This is a genomic window from Marinomonas spartinae, assembly GCF_016461715.1.
GTDB classification, from domain to species: Bacteria; Pseudomonadota; Gammaproteobacteria; order Pseudomonadales; family Marinomonadaceae; genus Marinomonas; species Marinomonas spartinae_A.
This window is the reverse complement of record NZ_JAEMUI010000016.1, coordinates 17,842-34,692: the sequence shown is the minus strand read 5'-3', so window position 1 is coordinate 34,692 and position 16,851 is coordinate 17,842. Positions and strand designations below refer to the sequence as shown.

At 42.8% G+C, this 16,851-nt stretch carries 21 protein-coding genes; 8 read left to right on the top strand and 13 right to left on the bottom strand.

Features of this window, described 5'->3' with window-relative positions:
• Positions 1–6 precede the first annotated feature (6 nt).
• Together JHD45_RS14945 and JHD45_RS14940 are read left to right on the top strand one after the other, a co-directional pair.
• Complete coding sequence (locus tag JHD45_RS14945; RefSeq protein ID WP_233407857.1) at positions 7–1,731, top strand: aminotransferase class V-fold PLP-dependent enzyme; 1,725 nt, start codon at positions 7–9, stop codon at positions 1,729–1,731.
• Positions 1,732–2,009: 278 nt separating this feature from the next.
• The gene (locus JHD45_RS14940; protein ID WP_199477313.1) at positions 2,010–3,788 is read left to right on the top strand and encodes a sensor domain-containing diguanylate cyclase; all 1,779 of its coding nucleotides are present in this window, start codon (positions 2,010–2,012) and stop codon (positions 3,786–3,788) included.
• Positions 3,789–3,807: 19 nt separating this feature from the next.
• On the opposite strand, the gene JHD45_RS14935 is transcribed toward JHD45_RS14940, so the two are convergent.
• The gene (locus JHD45_RS14935; RefSeq protein WP_199477312.1) at positions 3,808–4,275 is read right to left on the bottom strand and encodes an MOSC domain-containing protein; all 468 of its coding nucleotides are present in this window, start codon (positions 4,273–4,275) and stop codon (positions 3,808–3,810) included.
• Positions 4,276–4,521: 246 nt separating this feature from the next.
• Here JHD45_RS14935 and JHD45_RS14930 point away from each other — a divergent pair, with 246 nt between their 5' ends.
• The 5 genes from JHD45_RS14930 (at position 4,522) to JHD45_RS14910 (ending at position 8,393) form a co-directional block, all read left to right on the top strand.
• Positions 4,522–4,782: a DUF4212 domain-containing protein gene (locus JHD45_RS14930; protein ID WP_199477311.1), complete on the top strand. Its 261-nt coding sequence runs from the start codon at positions 4,522–4,524 to the stop codon at positions 4,780–4,782.
• A gap of 4 nt (positions 4,783–4,786) precedes the next feature.
• Positions 4,787–6,553, top strand: coding sequence for a sodium:solute symporter family protein (locus tag JHD45_RS14925; protein WP_199477310.1), 1,767 nt, complete (start codon positions 4,787–4,789; stop codon positions 6,551–6,553).
• A 148-nt stretch (positions 6,554–6,701) separates the two neighbouring features.
• Positions 6,702–7,217 (top strand): hypothetical protein, encoded by a 516-nt coding sequence (locus JHD45_RS14920; protein ID WP_199477309.1) that lies wholly within the window; start codon positions 6,702–6,704, stop codon positions 7,215–7,217.
• 37 nt (positions 7,218–7,254) lie between these two features.
• Positions 7,255–7,911, top strand: coding sequence for a 5,6-dimethylbenzimidazole synthase (gene bluB / locus JHD45_RS14915; protein WP_199477308.1), 657 nt, complete (start codon positions 7,255–7,257; stop codon positions 7,909–7,911).
• A 281-nt stretch (positions 7,912–8,192) separates the two neighbouring features.
• A complete protein-coding gene (locus JHD45_RS14910; RefSeq protein WP_199477307.1) occupies positions 8,193–8,393 on the top strand; it encodes a hypothetical protein in 201 nt (66 codons plus the stop codon).
• A 225-nt stretch (positions 8,394–8,618) separates the two neighbouring features.
• Here JHD45_RS14910 and JHD45_RS14905 read toward each other — a convergent pair whose 3' ends face one another.
• The 6 genes from JHD45_RS14905 to JHD45_RS14880 form a co-directional block, all read right to left on the bottom strand.
• Entirely contained in the window at positions 8,619–9,110 is a 492-nt protein-coding gene (locus JHD45_RS14905; RefSeq protein ID WP_199477306.1) for a DUF962 domain-containing protein, read from the bottom strand.
• Between the two features lie 79 nt (positions 9,111–9,189).
• On the bottom strand, positions 9,190–9,426 hold the full coding sequence (locus JHD45_RS14900) for a glutaredoxin domain-containing protein (protein WP_199477305.1): 237 nt from the start codon (positions 9,424–9,426) through the stop codon (positions 9,190–9,192).
• 159 nt (positions 9,427–9,585) lie between these two features.
• Positions 9,586–10,176, bottom strand: a complete 591-nt coding sequence (locus tag JHD45_RS14895; RefSeq protein WP_325097306.1) for a uracil-DNA glycosylase family protein — start codon at positions 10,174–10,176, stop codon at positions 9,586–9,588.
• A 4-nt stretch (positions 10,177–10,180) separates the two neighbouring features.
• Positions 10,181–10,696, bottom strand: a complete 516-nt coding sequence (locus tag JHD45_RS14890; RefSeq protein ID WP_199477304.1) for a GNAT family N-acetyltransferase — start codon at positions 10,694–10,696, stop codon at positions 10,181–10,183.
• Between the two features lie 57 nt (positions 10,697–10,753).
• Positions 10,754–11,203 (bottom strand): GNAT family N-acetyltransferase, encoded by a 450-nt coding sequence (locus JHD45_RS14885; RefSeq protein ID WP_199477303.1) that lies wholly within the window; start codon positions 11,201–11,203, stop codon positions 10,754–10,756.
• A gap of 163 nt (positions 11,204–11,366) precedes the next feature.
• On the bottom strand, positions 11,367–11,780 hold the full coding sequence (locus tag JHD45_RS14880; RefSeq protein ID WP_199477302.1) for a hypothetical protein: 414 nt from the start codon (positions 11,778–11,780) through the stop codon (positions 11,367–11,369).
• Between the two features lie 222 nt (positions 11,781–12,002).
• Here JHD45_RS14880 and JHD45_RS14875 point away from each other — a divergent pair, with 222 nt between their 5' ends.
• Positions 12,003–12,854 carry an AraC family transcriptional regulator gene (locus JHD45_RS14875; protein WP_199477301.1) on the top strand — a complete coding sequence of 284 codons (852 nt, stop codon included), beginning with the start codon at positions 12,003–12,005 and terminating at the stop codon, positions 12,852–12,854.
• Positions 12,855–12,949: 95 nt separating this feature from the next.
• On the opposite strand, the gene JHD45_RS14870 is transcribed toward JHD45_RS14875, so the two are convergent.
• The 6 genes from JHD45_RS14870 to JHD45_RS14845 form a co-directional block, all read right to left on the bottom strand.
• Complete coding sequence (locus JHD45_RS14870; RefSeq protein WP_199477300.1) at positions 12,950–13,432, bottom strand: FKBP-type peptidyl-prolyl cis-trans isomerase; 483 nt, start codon at positions 13,430–13,432, stop codon at positions 12,950–12,952.
• Positions 13,433–13,700: 268 nt separating this feature from the next.
• Positions 13,701–14,066 (bottom strand): DOPA 4,5-dioxygenase family protein, encoded by a 366-nt coding sequence (locus JHD45_RS14865; protein WP_199477299.1) that lies wholly within the window; start codon positions 14,064–14,066, stop codon positions 13,701–13,703.
• A 144-nt stretch (positions 14,067–14,210) separates the two neighbouring features.
• Positions 14,211–14,846 carry a TetR family transcriptional regulator C-terminal domain-containing protein gene (locus tag JHD45_RS14860; protein ID WP_199477298.1) on the bottom strand — a complete coding sequence of 212 codons (636 nt, stop codon included), beginning with the start codon at positions 14,844–14,846 and terminating at the stop codon, positions 14,211–14,213.
• Positions 14,847–14,977: 131 nt separating this feature from the next.
• A complete protein-coding gene (locus JHD45_RS14855; protein ID WP_199477297.1) occupies positions 14,978–15,451 on the bottom strand; it encodes a HugZ family protein in 474 nt (157 codons plus the stop codon).
• A 209-nt stretch (positions 15,452–15,660) separates the two neighbouring features.
• Entirely contained in the window at positions 15,661–16,032 is a 372-nt protein-coding gene (locus tag JHD45_RS14850; RefSeq protein ID WP_199477296.1) for a DUF2750 domain-containing protein, read from the bottom strand.
• Positions 16,033–16,131: 99 nt separating this feature from the next.
• Positions 16,132–16,821 carry a pseudouridine synthase gene (locus JHD45_RS14845; protein ID WP_199477295.1) on the bottom strand — a complete coding sequence of 230 codons (690 nt, stop codon included), beginning with the start codon at positions 16,819–16,821 and terminating at the stop codon, positions 16,132–16,134.
• Positions 16,822–16,851 lie beyond the last annotated feature (30 nt).

The following is a 16,851-nucleotide window of genomic DNA, read 5'->3' as shown; positions in this document are numbered from 1 at the left end:
TCTCGAATGCAATCTACTGTCAAAACCACTCCTCAAAAAATGACAACAAACGCCACTATAAAGACTAAAGAGAAAGAGGCACTACTCGAACGTATTCGACAAGGCATCATTGGTAAAGAGACCTTGATCGACACCCCGTTTGGAACGCGTAGGCTCACTTATGCAGACTACACCGCCTCCGGACGCAGCTTGCAATTTATCGAAGATGCCATCCAGCAGTATGTTATGCCTTACTATGCGAACACTCATACGGAAGCCAATGCCACAGGCCAACAAACGACGTGCTATCGTGAGCAAGCTCGTGAACAAATACGACAAGCGGTCAATGCCAGTAGCGATGACCTTGTTTTATTTTGTGGTAGTGGTGCAACCAGTGCAGTGAACACCTTGATCACCCAGTTGGGGCTAAGAGACCTTACCACTCAAGAAAAGCACAATACCATCATTTTCATCGGTCCCTATGAGCACCATTCGAACGAATTGCCATGGCGTGAGCTAGGCCTAAAAGTGATTCGCATTCCCCAAGCGGAGGAAGGAGGTGTGTGCATCAAAACACTGGAAAATCAGTTGCAAGAACATCATGGTAAACGCCTTATTGGATCATTCAGCGCCGCTTCCAATGTCACAGGCATATTATGCGACCAAAACGCCATTACCGATTGCTTACATCGTCACAATGCCTTGTCTTTTTGGGATTTTGCCGCCGCTGCACCTTATATTGATATTGATATGAACCCCCAGCAGAATAAGCAACTCGCCAAAGACGCCCTCTTTTTCTCGACACACAAGCTAGTTGGCGGTCCAGGCACACCGGGGATACTCGTGGTCAAGCGCGCCTGCATTAAAAACCAAAAGCCAAGCCATATTGGTGGTGGTACGGTCTCTTTCGTCACCCCAGACTCCCATACTTTTTTACCGATTGGCGAACGTCGTGAAGAAGGCGGAACTCCCGCCATTATCGAATCCATTCGTGCTGGCCTCGTCTTCCAACTCAAACAAGCAGTTGGCGTCGATACGATCCTCAACAAAGAACACGCCTGGGTGCAAAAAATACACTCTCGTTGGAGCCATTCTTCAGCAGTTGAACGCTTAGGTCATGCCGATGCCCCCAGCCTTTCCATCACGGCGTTCCGTATCCGCACTGACTATGGCTATTTGCATCATGGTTTTGTTACCTCTTTATTGAACGATTTATTTGGCATCCAAGTTCGTGGTGGTTGTTCATGCGCGGGTCCATATGGACACCAACTATTAGGAATAAATGAAGCTCAGTCCAAGCGCATTCAAGAAGCCATGGCGAAGGGCGAAAAACTCGTCAAACCAGGCTGGGTACGCTTTAATCTCAATTACTTTTTAGAAGAAAGCGAGGTTGATTTTATTCTTGATGCAATTGATTTTGTCGCGGAACATGGGCTCGCTTTATTACCCTATTACGCCTATCTCCCTGAAAGTGACTTATGGCGTTTTCAAGGCAAAGTGGCAGCCACGACCAACGACCTTAACACTTTATTATCGGCAACGTTATCGACCACCCCTCAAGAGTCTTCTCTACAAACGTCGACGCTAGATAAGAAGCAAGATTGGATGAACCGATCAAGTTATTTCGCAGCGGCATTAGACATCATTTCAGATTGTCAAAGCGGCCATTATGCTCGTCAGCAACAAGCTTTTAATGAACAATATAAAGACATCAAAACATTCGTTTTGGCTGAAGATTTGCCACTCTCTTAAATATTTCAAGGCTTTACTTAAGTCCATATAATCAATGGTAAAGCCTTCTTTTTCTGACATATAATGGCCAATCAATTGCTTCATCGTCTCACACGGACAAGCTTACTTGTATTTTCAATATAACGATGTTTGCTTCTAATCATTATTTTTTCGGAGAATTACTAAAAAACATTACATGAAACACGACAATCTACATGACTTTAGCCAGTACATCAGGTTATATAGAGCAATAGAAGTACGTTATTTTTCATAAATAGAAGTACGTCAGGAGACGAAACATGGCAAATGAGGCTAATACAAAGCTCAAGCCGTTGAAACAATTAGGCTTTCGCCTAAATTTAGTTCTTTTAAGTGTTCTTAGCTTCTATGTTCTGACAACAGGTTACAGCCTCTTTACCTTACGAGAACAGTCCCAAGAGTTTGAAGCATTGTCTAACTCCTATTTTGACCGAGCAATGCATGCAGCAGAACTATCTCGAGAAGCAGAAGTCATTGCCTCTGACACTCTAGTCAATATGCTCAACCAAAGCTATGACGACAAATACATTCAAACGCCAACCATTGGCCTGCCTGAACAAAACAAAAATATTGTCAATAATGTTTCATTTGAACGTTCCTTCGAAGATATTCGTCAGCAATTAACCGCTAACACACCACATGAACAAGCCTTAATTGACAAGATAGATAGGTTAAAAAAACCCTACTTCGACACTATTCGTATCTTAAATAACTATCTGATTGAAAAAAGAAATATCACCCAGTTACAACGTAATATTGAGTCTCGTCTGCTAAGCCTACAAAAGAAAATCTACCTCCTCCCACAAACAACAGAACATCAAAAAAACCTTGTTGATGAGCTTATCAAAACCATCAATCTAAGTGTTCTGACATTGCACTCGACAACTTTCAATCAACTGATTACTCAGATGAACAGCATTTCCTCATTAATCTCAAACATGTCATATCAAGATAACTTGACATCATCTGAATGGCAAAACATTAGTCTTATCAGCAAGTTATCTAAGCAGGTATTCAACACAACACTTAAACGACAAATGCAACTCTCAGCCACGTTAATAGCAGTAAACAAAACGCGCATGGAAGCAAAAAAACTCAGCAATGCATGTTACGATCTTTATGTGTTATTAAAACAATCAACGCAAAAAGCCTCTTCGGCACACAAAGCATTTATCAGTAAAGTGATGCTAAAAATCGGCTTATTTAGTGTTATCTTTCTGTTACTAACAGGCATTGCATACTGGTTTATCCATCACTACCTGATTCGTCGTTTGAACCGATTAAATAGCGTGATGCTAGAACATGTCGAAGGCATAAAAACAAACATACCTCAGTCAGGGAATGATGAAATAGCAATGATGGGGAAAGCATTTTCTATTTTTGTCGAGGCGACCAATAAAGCGCAACAAGACTCCCTCGAAGCTCAACAGCGCACCGAAGAGGCCAATCAAAAGCTGACTCAGCTCAACCAGTCACTGCAGCAATTAAGCCATACCGACGAACTTACTCAAATGGCGAATCGCCGACATTTCTTCCACGAACTCACGAACATTTGGCAACTCGCCTGTGAGAAACAAATCAGCATAAGCATCATCATGCTTGATTTAGACTGGTTTAAAAATTTCAATGATTACTATGGTCACCAAGCTGGAGATAAATGTTTATTTCAAGTGGCACAATTGATTCTAGCGGAAGTAAAAAGCACACAGGGCATCGCAGCCCGCTACGGAGGTGAAGAGTTCATCATTCTACTGCCCTATTTTGACCTAGACCGAGCAATGGTGTTCGCTAAAAAACTACAAAGCAAACTCTACGAAGAAGAGATCGAACATCATAAGTCGCCTAAAAAATACATTACGCTCAGCCAAGGTATCACCAGCCATATACCAAAGGAGGGGGACAAATTTGACCACCTCATCCATCTCGCAGACCAAGCCTTATATAGGGCAAAAAACAATGGACGAGATCAAATTATCGCTCAAGCGAATGAGGAGTATGCTCCATTAAGAACCTTACCCAGCCCATCCGACTCCCTATAGGGTGCAGATCGGTGACCATTTAATAAGATAAGTCATTACTGACGATAAAAGGCATACCCGTCTTTAAAATCCCTGTGCTTAACACATTCGCTCTTAACCCACCACGATGCACCCAAGCTTTAACCACTTGTGGTGGCGATAGAGAATCATTGGCAAGCAACTGTCCCAAAAATGCACAAGGTTCACACAACTCCACTCCGTAAAAGCGCACATCGCCAATCATAAACTCTTTTCCAACTAAATGATTTAATCGCACTCCCTCCGTCACAATGTTTCGACGCGTGGCTGACAGTCCAATTTGTTGCTTAAAGTTCGTATTAAAAGCATCAATTTCTTCGCTTTCTACAAAGGTGATATTCTGACCTTCCTCTTGTCGTTTAGCATAGTTTCGATCACCGACAATGCCTTTTCCAGCATCCACTTTAACAGCTTCAATTTCAATCTGGGGCATTTTCGACTTTTTGGCGACAAATATGTTTTTGATCATCCTCTTTTCCTTTTTTAATCAAATCGGCCTAAAACGATTCTCTTCAAACCACAGTAAGCAATGGATCTTTTCGTCGTGTTTTATTCATAACAATGCGGCACCTCAGGCTTCTATGCTAACCATACCGCTCAATCTTACGCCACATCTTTAACACATATTTTTTAATTGTTTTTTACACAAAATAGACAAAACGCTGCTAAATTAAAAATGCGTTGTAAAACAATAATTATAAATAAGGAGATTACCGTGTCTAACCCCAAATCAAATGCTGAAAGATACTGGCAAGCTAACCTAAGACTCATACTAGGTTGCTTAATCGTCTGGGCATTAGCCTCTTATGGCTGCGCTATTTTACTACGCCCACTTCTATCAGGTATACACGTTGGAGGAACCGACCTTGGCTTCTGGTTTGCCCAACAAGGATCCATTCTTGTTTTTATCGCAATCACCTTTTTCTATGCTTGGAGAATGAACAAGTTAGACAAAGCATTTGGCCTAGAGGAGTAATGCTATGAGTCAATTTGTCATTAACTTCCTATTCGTCGGGGCTTCCTTTGCTCTTTATATTGGTATTGCTATTTGGGCAAGGGCAGGCTCAACCAAAGAGTTTTATGTCGCTGGTGGTGGCGTTCACCCAGTCTTAAACGGCATGGCAACCGCTGCAGATTGGATGTCTGCGGCCTCTTTTATCTCCATGGCGGGTTTAATAGCCGCAGGCGGCTACGCCAATTCCTCTTTCTTAATGGGCTGGACAGGAGGCTATGTTTTACTCGCCATGCTGTTAGCTCCCTATTTACGCAAATTTGGTAAATACACGGTACCTGATTTTATTGGTGATCGCTTTTATAGTAGCGGCGCAAGATTAGTGGCCGTTGCTTGCTTAATCATCGCCTCTACTACCTATGTTATTGGCCAGATGACAGGCGCTGGAGTGGCCTTCTCACGTTTCTTAGAAGTCAGTAATGACATCGGCTTACTTATCGCCGCCGTGGTAGTGTTTTTGTATGCAGTACTGGGTGGTATGAAGGGCATAACTTATACACAAGTCGCTCAGTATGTGGTGTTGATTATCGCTTACACGATACCCGCTATTTTCATTTCTCTGCAACTCACCGACACTTTCCTGCCCCCCATAGGCTTATTTTCAGACCATGTTGAATCCGGCATTCCGCTATTAGAAAAGCTTGATCAAGTTGTTCGTGAGTTAGGCTTTAGAGATTATACGGCAGACGTTGATAACAAACTCAATATGGTTCTATTCACTCTGTCTCTGATGATTGGTACCGCAGGTTTACCACACGTTATTATTCGATTTTTCACCGTACCAAAGGTGGCGGATGCACGTTGGTCAGCGGGTTGGGCTCTAGTCTTCATTGCATTATTGTATTTAACCGCTCCTGCCGTTGCTTCCATGGCTCGCTTGAACTTGTTAACCACCATTTACCCAAATGGCCCCACTGAACAACCAATAGAGTACGCTGAGCGGCCTGATTGGATCAAGAATTGGGAAACCACAGGTTTGATCAAGTTCCAAGATAAAAATGGCGACGGTCGCATCGAACTCTACAACGATTCGCCAGCTTTTGCAGCCACGGCAGCAGAACGAGGCTGGAATGGGAACGAGTTAAGTGTCAACAACGACATTCTTGTATTGGCAAACCCAGAAATAGCCAACTTACCAGGTTGGGTTGTAGGACTAATCGCAGCAGGAGGATTAGCGGCAGCCCTGTCTACCGCTGCGGGTTTATTGCTCGCCATCTCGTCGGCTGTCAGCCACGATTTAATTAAAGGCACCATTAACCCTAATATTTCTGATAGAGGCGAATTACTCGCGGCTAGGATCTCTATGGGGGTCGCCATTGCCGTAGCAACCTATTTAGGCATGCATCCGCCGGGCTTTGCCGCCCAAGTCGTCGCCTTAGCTTTCGGCATTGCGGCTGCGTCTATTTTCCCTGCTTTAATGATGGGAATTTTCTCCAAACGCATCAACAATAAGGGAGCCATTGCGGGTATGCTGGCAGGTTTAGGCTGCACCCTAGTCTATATCTTCCTATTCTTAGGATGGTTCTTTATTCCAGGCACAGCCTCGTACACTAATACACCGGATAACTGGCTCTTCGGTATCTCTCCATTATCATTTGGAGCCATCGGCGCAGCCATTAACTTTATCGTTGCATTCATGGTCTCTTATATGACAGAAGAACCACCCAAATCCATTCAAGATCTGGTCGAAAGTGTGCGTTACCCACAAGGTGCTGGTCATGCTGTCGACCATTAAGGCATCAAGCTCTATCCAATATTGAGGTTCAGGCAATAATTGAAGTGCAAGGAACAAGAAACCGAACACGACAATCGTGTTCGGTTTCTTTGTTTATAGCAACTTCCTGTATGATGATCACCAATCTAAAAAGAGTAAGAGAGAAACCATGTTTTGGGAATTCATTTCGACCATCTTTGCAGGACTAGGAGGGGCAGGCATTGCCCTTTTAATACGCCATTTGACAAAGAAAAAAGCCCCCGTCTGGTTTATTCCTGCCTTTGCAGGTTTAACCATGTTAAGCTTTCAAATACTGGGAGAATACGATTGGTATCCACATCAAGCCAGCTTATTACCAAAAGGCGTTGTCGTTGTAAAAACCGTGCAAGAGAAAACCCTGTGGCGCCCTTGGAGTTATATCTACCCTCAAACCGTGCGCTTTATCGCAGCAGATGTGGGTCATTCAGCCATCAATCAGCGCCACCCCAGTTGGGTATTAGTTGATCTCTATTTCTTTGAACGGCACCATAGTGCAAAACGCGTCACGCAAGTGATCGACTGTAAAAACGATGCTCGTTCCAACTTTTTCAAAACCGCGCAAGATTCCACCTTTGCGTGGCATAAACTAAAAAGTGATGACCCTATACTCACCACCGTGTGTGCAGGTATCGATACTGCCCACTAATTCCCACCATACAACGTAATGAATAAAAAACACCAAAATGAAAATTACCCAAGAAGAACGCGATGCCGTCTATAAAACCATTTTCGCCCGTCGAGATGTGCGTAAAGAATTCATAGATACCCCCATCCCTGATGACGTATTAGAGCGTATATTGATCGCAGCGCATCATGCCCCAAGTGTTGGTTTTATGCAGCCTTGGGACTTTATTGTGGTCCAAAACCCACACATCAAACGAAAAATAAAACAAGGTTTTCTCACCGCCCATGCGGAAGCCACAAACTTGTTTGAAGGGGAACGTAAAGAAAAATATCAAAGTTTAAAACTCGAAGGCATCGAAGAGGCACCACTGGGCATCTGTGTAACCTGTGATCGTAGTAGAACAGGTTCCGTCGTATTAGGACGCACAGCGAAACCAGAAATGGATTTATTCAGTGCCGTCTGTGCGGTACAAAACCTATGGCTGGCAGCGCGAGCGGAAAACATCGGGGTTGGTTGGGTCAGTATCGTTCACGACCATGTGATTCGAGAGGCCCTTCACATTCCAGAGAACATCAATATCATCGCTTATCTCTGTGTTGGTTACGTTGACCATTTTCAGACCACCCCCGATCTAGAACGTTTTGGCTGGTTACCAAGAAGGGAAGCCAAAAGCGCCATCCACTTTGAGTCTTGGTCTCATCCGATAAAAGAGTAAACTAGCGTCTATACTGACATCACACTCATCGGCAAGTAAAAAAACAGCTCTATTTTACAGCTGTTTTTTTACATCAAACGCTTTACCCTCCACTTCGTCATAAAGTTTCTTATTCGTAAATCAAAATAGTTGAGTTTAATTCATCAATAAGGATAGAAAACATCGTTTGTTATTTAGACAGCCGCCCTCTAATATTATCCTTGTAGTCAGAAAGTTGAATCAATTAAAGACTACATGATCTAAATAAGCTACTAGCTACTAAATGGAAAGAGGAATACATTATGAAAGCTCAAAAACCTATTGAAGAATTACTTGCTGGTGTCGATACTAAATATCTCTCTGAAAGTGAAAAAGCGACTTTAATTGCTCGTGTAAAAAGCACTGAGTACGCTTTAGATCTTGTCTTTGCTGCTGCCGCTTCTATGAAAAAAGTCGTCAGTAAATTTAACGTGTACGCATCTAAACTTGCGCACCTTGCTTAACTGTCACGTCAATAAAACATATTTCTAAGAGCAACTGAGCAAGCATTAATAACAGGCCTCTCATCCTAACATGGCCTTTTAAAAATGACTTACTCTTCGGGATCACGCGCTAGAATAACAATAAGCGCCAGCTCTCCCGCTTTATTTTCCCTCCTAATATTTTCATCCCTTTTTCTATTGCCTTCCTTATGATCAGACATAGCGTATTTTATTATCTATATGCTTCTAATCTGACGCTGACTTAATATCTTGCTCTAACGTTTTTTGCATCCCTAACAAAAAAAGAACTTCTACCAACACAAATAATGGCCCCACAATCAATCCTACAATATCGTCAATAAAAGCAGGTTTTCGACCTTCATAGTAGTGGCCCACAAACTGACACATCCAACCGGCAACAAATAAACCAATACCACTTACCAGCCAAGAGAATGTACCGAGATTAGCTACTTTATTCCCAATCCATAGGGCCATGAGCAACAATACACACATCAAGACGCCTAACACTCGATCAAGCCGTAAATAGAAAACGCCTGATAATACGGCAAGGAAAACAGCAGGTGATATAAACAGCCCGACTAACTCCCATTGGGGGCGAGACAACAAAACAGCGACGGCCACAACAATCACAGGTATTCCCACAAAATGTGTTGCAACATTTCGTCTATCTCGATGATAAGCAGCATATTGAGAAAGATGTTCGACGAGCGTTTTCATGATGACGTTCTCCTTGTGTTCTTATTGTTATAAGACCTAAGTAAAACGCATTTAAAAAACAAATCAAGCTAAATGACTATCAAATAATCGCGAAACGGCGCTGTAGGTCGTGAAAGCCACCGATATATTCATCGTCTAAAAATACCTGTGGTAAAGTATAAATATCGTGACCAATCAGCCTAGACAACGTCACTCTGGTCAAATTCTCACCCTTTATATCCACATAGTGATAAAGAACATTATTGTCCTCCAAGACTTGCTTCGCCCGGCGACAAAACAAACAGTCATCGTGCCCATACAATAAGTATTTTTTCATTGCCACCTTACCTCATAAAAAATCCACTCTATAAGAGTCACGAGGCTATATATAATCAATTGATTTTATTAAGTATATTGTAAAAAACTATTCGATATTGCGGATCATAACCGTAAACAAGCCAACATAATGTCGCCCTGTTTTATTACGAGTGTGCTTTTAGATAATACGAGTAACGCTCATTTTTAGCGCTGGCAAAACCTCTTCTTCAAACCAAGGGTTTTGCTTTAGCCAACGGTTATTACGAGGGCTTGGGTGAGGTAAAGGCAGCTTGCCTTGAGCTAAATATTCTTTCCAATGTTTTACTTGTTCTGTCACCGATGCTTTCCCTTTCACACCTAGATGATAGGCTTGGGCATAAGAACCCAGCACGATAACTAATTCAATGCTTTTAAGTTCAGCCAGTAGTGGTGCCCGCCATAAATCCGCACACTCTTTCCTTGGAGGCAAATCCCCAGATTTCCCCGTCCCAGGAAAGCAAAACCCCATGGGAACCAGTGCTATCTGCTTAGCATCATAAAAAACGTCTTTTGATACTCCCAGCCATTGACGTAGTCGATCACCACTTGGATCATCAAAGGGTCGTCCTGCTTCATGAGCTTTTTGCCCAGGAGCTTGCCCAGCAATCAAAATTTTTGCATCAGGATGGATTTGTAGAATGGGCTTTGGTGGCAAAGGAAGGCAAGCTGCGCAATGCTGACAACCAAGAATCGCTGTTTTTAGCTCAATAAAAGAGGAATGGATCATCATCGACTCACAGCGTTATCCAATACCGAGCAACAGGTTTCGGAAAAACCTTTCCTAGCCTAATATTTTCTAACTCGCCACCATTCGCTTCAATCACTTTTCGGGATGGCCAATTGTCTTCATCTGCTGTAATCAGAGCACGTTTAATCCCTAATGCTTTCGCCTTTGGTAAGGCTAAACACAACATGGTTTTTCCATACCCTTGACCGCGATATGAAGGCGCAATGTCATAACCAATATGACCACCCTCTACCTCTAAGAATTCACTCGCTATATTGTGGCGGATACGAATTGCGCCAATAATGGTGTTATCATTTTTCATAAACCAAAAACAGCTGCATGGCACATAACCATCTTTTAAGTTAATTCCTTTAACATTATCGCAAAGACGCTGAATATAATCAGAAAAACTCACTCGACCTTCAAAATAATACTGACCATTTTCAACATCATATTGTTCATAATCATTACAAAACGCAAAAAAGGCATCCTCCAGCTCTAATGAAGGAACAACTAACCTCATAAATACTCCTTAGTCCTCTTTATGGATAAATTAGTCATTTTGAAGGAAGATCACACATTATGACGCTGAGAGCGACAAAAGCATAGAAACAAAATCCTCTTCTTCCTCTATTATCACATAGCCAAGGCCTTGATAAAATTGAATCGCGTTTGCGTTACATTTAAAAGAGGATAAGGTCACGGCAGTACAACCATTTTCCCTAGCCTTTTTTTGAACAAAAGCCATGATAGAGGTGCCAATATTTCGTTGCCGCCACTCAGGGAATACAATTAGCCAATGCACATGACAGGAAGCATTATGATGCTTGTAACACAGTACACCAACACGATCTTTTTCTACTTTTACCCAATAGAACCAATCTAGGGAATACTCATTTTCTAAGCGCTGACGCTGAAATGTATCCTCCCAGCCAAATACCGCATCAACATATGGAAAGATACCTTCCTTAATACGAACAAACAAATCCTCAAATTCGCTTTCTACTATGGGCTCTAACACGAGCTTCATACAACTGCCTTACCCTATTCTGCCTTAAGACTGACCTTAGAATGCTTCTTTTTAAATGGCAATAAAAAGATTCTTTTATACGACTGGCAGCAATGAGAAGCTTTCACAGGGCAACAGGTTAGAGCCTATTTTGGCTATCGAATGCTTTTCTAATTAGCTCGACCTAAAAAGGTGTCCATGCTTCTGTTTGTTCGCTTAGCAACAATGTGTGCGCCAAATCCAGCGCCTCGTCCTTGTTGGCAACCATGAACATAGGATAGCCCCAGAATTTCTCATAAATAATAGCGAACGCTTTAGTTGCCAGCCTTTTGGCTGTATTTGGCTCGATGTAGATGGCAGCTTTAACAAAGGATCTCAATTCACTCTTATGACGTTTCATCCAAAGTGATGTTTGCTTCATTTCTTCCTGTGAATGTTCGTGATCACCTTTATCAAGCCCCTCGCTGTTGAGTAAAACAAAGACTTCTTTGCGAGCGAGCAATACCTCAAACTCGGCAAAAGATGAAGCCTCGGAATCGGTACCCGGCGTATTTAGTTGTATCCAAACTAGAGGGAACTGCGAAGTGTCAATTAACATGTCAATACTCCTTATGAATATAAGAAAAATCGCTAGCGGTCACACCTCGCCAGAAAAATATTCCTCTTTTTTGGAGGTGCCATGCTCTGATAGAGCAAAACAGCTAGCATGGTTAATCTCACAATACCTTAGGAATAACTGGACGTCATTTCATAATTTGGCCATAATATTTTTCAATTAGGCCAGAGCATTCTACCTTCAATCCGAGGTTCAGCACTTACTATGTCGAACATTGCCATCACAGATCTGAACGTAACCCGAGACGTTGATAACGTCCCTCGGCCCGTTGTCGCTTTAGGCGCCACATCGGTAACTAAGGATTGGGAACATGCGCGCCATCAGCACCATAAGGCACAGCTACTTTACTCCGTTCGAGGTATTCTCAACTGTGAAATCGAAGACGGTGTCTGGATCGTGCCACCGCAATGCGCGATATGGATACCGGGAAATTTACCCCACTCGGCCTGTGGGTCGGGTGAAACAGAGTGTTATTGCCTATTCGTCGAGCCCGATGCCGCACCCGATCTGCCAAAAACCTGTTGTACAATCTCTGTATCTCCGCTGTTACGTGAGCTACTTCTGAAGGTGTCAGGAGTTCCCGAGCTATATGCTCTGGGGGGGCGAGAAGAGCGACTGATTGCCACATTACTGGATGAGTTGGCGGCAGCGCCAGTGGAAGACCTTCACCTGCCAATGCCGCGCGACCCGCGATTGCGCCGCCTAGCAGAAATGCTATTGGCCGATCCTACAGACAAAACGTCAAAGGGCGATTGGGCTATCCGTCTAGGCATGAGCGAGAGAAACATGAGTCGGCTCCTGCTGCACGAAATAGGTATGAGCTTCGGACGCTGGCGTCGACAACTGCATGTGATCCTTGCACTGCAACGCTTGACCAAAGGGGAAAGCGTGCAAACGGTAGCATTAGAGTTGGGGTACGAAAATGCCAGTGGGTTCGTCACCATGTTCCGCAAGGCGGTTGGTAAGCCTCCAGCACGATACCTCTCGGATCGAACGATGGACACAGAGCCTGCCACTATACCCGGCATCATCATCACCGAGCAAATTTCCCTCTGAGTACGGTGCTAGTGTTATTTTGACATAAAAAAAACGGCCCTGATACCAGAAGCCGCCTTTTTTGCGTGTTATGTTGATTCAGCTTACGCCTAGTTCTAGTGGTGATGACCACCTTCACCATGAACATGCCCATGTTCTAGTTCTTCAGCTAAGGCCTCACGAACATCGACAATTTCAACATCAAAGTTCAATGTTTTACCCGCTAATGGATGATTGCCATCTAACATTACACCATCTTCTTCCACACCAATGACCGTTACAGGTTGCTGACCACCTGGTGTTTGAGCCATAAATTGCATGCCAACTTGAATGTCATCAACGCCTTGGAAATTCTCGTGCGGTACTTTCTGAATCAATTCTTGATGTACTTCACCGTAGCCATCGGCAGGCGCTACTTCTACATTTAATTTATCACCCGCCACTTTGCCTTGAATCGCTTTATCTAAACCATCAATAATGTTCTGAGCACCGCTCAGAAAGACAAGAGGTTCTTGACCGATAGACGAATCCAGTTGCTGACCTTGGTCATCAGTCAATGTGTAGTGCATGCTTACTACGGCGTTTTCAGAAATTTGCATTGTCTTCTCCTAATTAAAAGTGAATAAGGGAACGAGTGCTTGATACAAGCAAACAGACTTTGCGTAACACCGCCACAACACGAACCCAGACTGTAGTAGTTTGTCCAACTATGATAACGCGACATAGATTGAATAACTACCGTATAAGCAATCAAGTTTGGGACGTTCAATCATTTTTCTAGGGGGACTTAAAAAAACTTTTAATACGAAGCAAAAAATACGCTTAACACTGAAAACATAAGCATCTTTTTTATTGTGAACAATATCCTTAACTCGCATCGAACTGAGAAATATCCAACTTATGGGCATGACCTAACCAAATTACACCTTGAGTATGATCAAAATAATCATCACCTGTTACCGAATGAACAAACACATCAAGGGATTGACGATTCAGCATCAACCAGGGAATAAGGTCTGTAAATGTTTTGACAGCAAACGATAGTTGACAGCTCCAAAGCGGGTGAGGGCCGACAGGCTGTCGATGAAAACGACCGACCTGTACTTCAAACAAATTGCTCACCTGCTGTGCGACCTGCTTTGCCAATTCAAGGCCGGACTCATCTCGATAATACAAATGAGCATGATAAGCCTTGATATCTGATGCCTCTACAGTCCGTCTATTTTGTTTCATAGAGAGTCTTCTACTTCTATATAATGTCAGGCCTTCTGAAAAATATAAGGCCTTATAAATAGCAAAAGGCCAAAAAACAATCCCCTGTTTAAGGGAATTCTCCATCAGCCTTATACCATTATTACAACCAAGATAAGCAGTCGATCAGGCCACCTGAGATTGCGGTAAACTCAAGCCAACACCTTGTAAAATAATGCTACTTACTGTGTCGCCCACACGCTTTAGATCCACTTCATCCTGAGCCTCTTTATGAGACAGTGCCAGTATTTGAGCTTCAAAATCTGCATAGTGCTGAGTCGTTGCCCAAATCATAAATATCAAACTGGTTGGATCAACAGAGCGCATTTTTCCACTATCAATCCACGCTTGAATAACAGCCGTTCGAGAGTGAAACCAAGGACTTAACTCTTCCTTTAAATAGTCACGAATATGATTCGCACCACTAATGACTTCCATAGCAAAAATACGTGAAGACCGGCCTTGTTCAAAACTTTGCTTTAGCTTTATACGAATAAAACTATCCAGCACTTGCGCTGGATCATCCTCCACCGTAGCGCGATCAAACAGGTCATTCCAGCTGCGCACAATTTTATTCAGCACTTGTTTGTACAAGTTTTCCTTCGACTGAAAGTAATAGACAATATTCGGTTTTGGTAATTCGGCACGATCAGCAATATGTTGCAAACTGGCACCATTAAACCCCTTCAAGCCAAATTCCACTTCAGCCGCGTCTAAAATACGAGTAAAAATTTCTTCACGGTTACTTTGACGCTTACTCATTACTTTCATAAATCCTTGTTAACTGCTCTCTACATAAACCCTATGTTACTTAGTTCGCCACCCTATTTAGCCTAAGCATTAAAGTGCAACGAAAATTTCACAATAAAAATAATGAAAATCGTCCATACCTTTTAATAAAGCACACTATCATCAATGACATGGTCGTTTTTGAACTGTTGAATAAAGTTCACTTTCTCTGGGTCTAAACGAACCAAGTAAAAATCTTTCTGGGCAACTAACGTCGTCACCGTCTCGCCAAAGCGCTCAGTTAACAGCTGAATCCCTGTTGCCCACTCTTCACTATCTTGCTCAATAAACTCTGCGGTTACATCATATTGAACACGAGGACGTAGGTAAGGATTATTCGACTCGGACTCTTTTTGAACAATCATCACACAACCAATCGGATTATTATGCAAATGATGAGTGTGAGGAGAAAGCTCACTCACTAATAAATAAAAGCAGTTCTCACCCAAAGCATAGGGAGCGTAAGAAGAGAAAGGACGGTTCTGCAAAGATAGCGTCGCCAACTGTAACGCTGTGGCATTCTCTAAAATGGTTTTAATTTGATTGGATATTTTCGATGTATCGGTAGACATTGTCATGGTGTACTCCTTTTAAAGATGACACCTCATCCTACCACAGCCTTTATTAGCCGCATTAGATAGATATCATCTTTGTTAGTAAATCATCTAAAAAATACGCTTGCCTTTAAAAAAGTATTACCTTGTACTGTGCTTTGCCTTCTGACAAGTACAAACACGCAAAGCACTGAAGTTGTACCAAACCTAGCAGCCTACTTTGTACTGGTAAACTATTCCAAAAATGCTTTTAATTCTTGAGCAGTCGATAGTTTGCCTTCATCCTCGATATTTGGGAATACAGCAATCGTAATATTGTCCTGCATTAGGCTGGGTAACCATTGGCCTGTAAAGGTTGAAAGTTCAACCGCAACAGGGTCACAGTCATCCCAGTCTTCTACCGCCCATTGGCTAGCAAACTCTGCGTCAGGCCAAACCATAACACAATCACCATCATCTGTTTCAACCATAACGAATCCTTCTTCGTTACTAAGACTCCAAACGGTTTGTGTTTGTTTCGCTTGCTCAACAAAATACGCTAAACGCTCACTGTCTGGCGCAATCAGCAATTGGACACGTTCGTCCATCGTCAACTCTTTACTCATTTGAATTCTCTCTTACTCAATGATGGAACATGGCACTTATTAATTGATCGCTAGTCCTATTTCAACCGCTCTCTATGAAACCGGTAGACAGATACCGGTTTAAAAATACGCCACTTCGTTTTTTGTCAGCTCACGAAACTCACCTGGTTGCAGACCCTCATCCAATACCAAAGGGCCAATTTGATCACGGTGTAAGGTTTCAACTCGGTTTCCCACCGCCGCTAACATACGCTTGACCTGATGGTATTTTCCTTCCTGAATCGTCAAAAAAATCTCTGCCTCAGCAATACGCTGCGCTTTAGCAGGTAAGGTTGGAACCTGTTCACCATTGAGCATCACGCCTTCTTCTAATTGTTTAAGGGCATGATCATCAATCGGCTCAGCCAACGTCATACGATAACGCTTTTGACACACACTTTTGGGAGAGGTTATACGATGTAACCATTGTCCATCGGTCGTCAACAGCAATAACCCAGTTGTATCTTTGTCTAAACGCCCTACGACTTTCAAGGGCTGGCCTAAATGTGTCCCCAATAAATCAATAACAATGGGATGATCAGCATCTTGGGTCGCACAAACATAGCCCGACGGCTTGTTCATTAAATAATAGCCTTCAGAAGGCCAAGCCAGAGGTCGTGCATCCAAACAAACGACATCCTTCTCTTCTACTGGATGGTTGGCTTTTTTAATCACCTCACCATTGACCGTTACACGGCTTTTAGCGATCGCTACTTTAGACGCTTTACGAGCGAGGTTTGTCACATGGGATAAATAAAAATCAAGTCTCAAAAGATCGCCTATGGCTATGGGTGAATATAC

Coding starts and splice junctions, on each gene's coding strand:
- JHD45_RS14945 (WP_233407857.1), top strand. CDS start 7: ATGCAATCTACTGTCAAAACCACTCCTCAAAAAATGACAACAAACGCC.
- JHD45_RS14940 (WP_199477313.1), top strand. CDS start 2,010: ATGGCAAATGAGGCTAATACAAAGCTCAAGCCGTTGAAACAATTAGGC.
- JHD45_RS14935 (WP_199477312.1), bottom strand. CDS start 4,275: ATGATCAAAAACATATTTGTCGCCAAAAAGTCGAAAATGCCCCAGATT.
- JHD45_RS14925 (WP_199477310.1), top strand. CDS start 4,787: ATGAGTCAATTTGTCATTAACTTCCTATTCGTCGGGGCTTCCTTTGCT.
- JHD45_RS14920 (WP_199477309.1), top strand. CDS start 6,702: ATGTTTTGGGAATTCATTTCGACCATCTTTGCAGGACTAGGAGGGGCA.
- bluB (WP_199477308.1), top strand. CDS start 7,255: ATGAAAATTACCCAAGAAGAACGCGATGCCGTCTATAAAACCATTTTC.
- JHD45_RS14910 (WP_199477307.1), top strand. CDS start 8,193: ATGAAAGCTCAAAAACCTATTGAAGAATTACTTGCTGGTGTCGATACT.
- JHD45_RS14905 (WP_199477306.1), bottom strand. CDS start 9,110: ATGAAAACGCTCGTCGAACATCTTTCTCAATATGCTGCTTATCATCGA.
- JHD45_RS14900 (WP_199477305.1), bottom strand. CDS start 9,426: ATGAAAAAATACTTATTGTATGGGCACGATGACTGTTTGTTTTGTCGC.
- JHD45_RS14895 (WP_325097306.1), bottom strand. CDS start 10,176: ATGATGATCCATTCCTCTTTTATTGAGCTAAAAACAGCGATTCTTGGT.
- JHD45_RS14890 (WP_199477304.1), bottom strand. CDS start 10,696: ATGAGGTTAGTTGTTCCTTCATTAGAGCTGGAGGATGCCTTTTTTGCG.
- JHD45_RS14885 (WP_199477303.1), bottom strand. CDS start 11,203: ATGAAGCTCGTGTTAGAGCCCATAGTAGAAAGCGAATTTGAGGATTTG.
- JHD45_RS14880 (WP_199477302.1), bottom strand. CDS start 11,780: ATGTTAATTGACACTTCGCAGTTCCCTCTAGTTTGGATACAACTAAAT.
- JHD45_RS14875 (WP_199477301.1), top strand. CDS start 12,003: ATGTCGAACATTGCCATCACAGATCTGAACGTAACCCGAGACGTTGAT.
- JHD45_RS14870 (WP_199477300.1), bottom strand. CDS start 13,432: ATGCAAATTTCTGAAAACGCCGTAGTAAGCATGCACTACACATTGACT.
- JHD45_RS14865 (WP_199477299.1), bottom strand. CDS start 14,066: ATGAAACAAAATAGACGGACTGTAGAGGCATCAGATATCAAGGCTTAT.
- JHD45_RS14860 (WP_199477298.1), bottom strand. CDS start 14,846: ATGAGTAAGCGTCAAAGTAACCGTGAAGAAATTTTTACTCGTATTTTA.
- JHD45_RS14855 (WP_199477297.1), bottom strand. CDS start 15,451: ATGACAATGTCTACCGATACATCGAAAATATCCAATCAAATTAAAACC.
- JHD45_RS14850 (WP_199477296.1), bottom strand. CDS start 16,032: ATGAGTAAAGAGTTGACGATGGACGAACGTGTCCAATTGCTGATTGCG.